Below are 1,986 nucleotides of genomic sequence, written 5' to 3'. Positions count from 1 at the left end.
CCCGAGCAACAGGCCACCGTGGTCTGGGACCGGCACAACCTGATCTATGGCTACGGGCCGCTGGAAGACTACGCCACGGCCCTGCGCGCGCTGGGCTTCGGCCATGGCGAGCCGCAGTTGCCCGTGCCCCATACCCACCACTACCACCCGCAGCTGGACGACCTGTGCCGGCAGTTGCTCACCCACTTCGATTGGCAGCACTCGCCATTGCGGCCAGAGGATGAGCAGTGAGGGAGTGAGGTTAAGTCCAGGGTTTGCAGACCCTGGGCCGGAGCCTGCATGAGGGGCGTTTGAAACGCCCGGATCAGGCTTGAATCGGCTGGCCGATGCAGCGCTGGAAGAGCTGTTCCATAGGCTCCAGGTGGCCGTTGAGAGTCAGGTGGTTGTCTGAGCCTGGTGCAGGCAAGTCAAATGGCAAGTGGATTACCCGCGGCGTGAATCGGGGCCGTTGCGGCCCCGGTCCCGGTTTGTCACTGGCCGCTATGCAAGGCCGGCGTGCGCGGTGGAATCAGGCGCTTGCTGCCGGTGGCCTCGAAGGCCGAAGCCAGGCGCAGCAGGCTCGAGTCGTCATAGGCGCGCCCGGCGAAGGTCAGCCCCACCGGCATGCCGATGTCCGCCATCACCCCCATGGGCACGGTAACGGTGGGCACCCCCAGGTGGCGGATGGCGAGGTTGCCGTTGGCCACCCACACGCCATTGCTCCAGGCGATGTCTGCCGACTCGGGGTTGATATCGGCATCGGCCGGGCCAACGTCGGCCACGGTGGGGAACAGCACGGCGTCCAGCCCCAGGCGGTCCATCCAGTCTTCCAGGTCGATGCGCCGGGTCTGTTCCAGGCCGCGCAGGCCGTCGGCCAGGGTGGCGATCTGGTCCCAGGTCTTGAGCCCGCGCTTGGCCATGTTCACGTATTCGTCCATGCCGGCGGCCAGGTCGTCTTCGCGGTTGGGCAGGGTGCCGGGGTCGTGGGGGAAGATCTGCGGCCCGTCGACATTCGCCAGGCGGTTGAGCTTGGGGTCGTCGTTGGCCCGCAGGAAGTCGTCGAAGGCCCAGCCCGAGAGCTCCCACAGCTCGTCGTGGAGGAACTCCTTGCTGACCAGGCCGCGGTTGTACACGGTCGGCGCGCCGGGGCGGTCGCCCTCGCAGTTGGACACCAGGGGGAAGTCCACTTCCAGCACTTGCGCGCCGGCGGCCTCCAGGGCCTGGCGCGCCTGTTCCCAGAGGCTGATCACCGAGGGCCGGGTATGGATGCGCTGGCCGGTGGGGCCGCCGATGCCCGGTTTCTCGCTGGTGCCGGCCTCAGGGTCGGCATTGATGTACATGCGCGGCACGCCAAGGCGCTTGCCCTTGAGCGCCGCGGCGCCGGCCGCCAGTTGCGGGTAGGAGGCCGGGCGCACCGAAGCGACGCTGGGGATCGGCACCCAGGGCTGCAGGCGCCACAGGTCGCCGCGGGTGTCCGGGTCTTCGGCCACCACCACGTCCAGCACTTCCAGGAGGTCGGCCATGGTCCGGGCAAAAGGCACCACCACGTCCATGGTCGGGGTCAGCGGCCAGTTGCCGCGCACCGAGATCACCCCGCGCGACGGGGTGTAGGCGCACAGCCCGTTGTTGGAGGCCGGGCCACGGCCGCTGGACCAGGTTTCCTCGGCCAGGCCGAAGGCGGCGAAGCTGGCGGCGGTGGCGGTGCCGGCGCCATTGGACGAGCCCGAGGCGAAGGGCGCGGTCAGGTAAGCGGCGTTATAGGGGCTTTCGGCGCGGCCATACACGCCACGCTGCATACCGCCGTTGGCCATGGGCGGCATGTTGGTCTTGCCCAGGCAGATGGCCCCGGCAGCCCGCAGGCGCTCAATGGTGAAGGCGTCGCGGTAGGCCACCAGCTCGGCGAAGGCCGGGCTGCCGGAAGCAGCCGTCAGGCCCTTGACCAGGTAGCTGTCCTTGGCGGTGTAGGGAATGCCGTCCAGCGGGCCCAGGGTCTGGCCCTTGGCGCGG

At 69.1% G+C, this 1,986-nt stretch carries 1 protein-coding gene and 1 pseudogene; one reads left to right on the top strand and one right to left on the bottom strand.

What is annotated here, in order from left to right; genetic code table 11:
* Positions 1 to 231 (top strand): annotated as a pseudogene (locus tag F6S12_RS31405) (hypothetical protein); the annotation flags it as partial.
* A gap of 239 nt (positions 232 to 470) precedes the next feature.
* Here F6S12_RS31405 and F6S12_RS31400 read toward each other — a convergent pair.
* On the bottom strand, positions 471 to 1,986 hold a 1,516-nt coding region (locus F6S12_RS31400; RefSeq protein WP_315869821.1), incomplete at its 5' end, for an amidase.

Source organism: Pseudomonas sp. JV245A (genome assembly GCF_032424515.1).
Lineage (GTDB): Bacteria > Pseudomonadota > Gammaproteobacteria > Pseudomonadales > Pseudomonadaceae > Aquipseudomonas > Aquipseudomonas protegens.
This window is presented reverse-complemented; position numbering and strand designations above follow the sequence as displayed.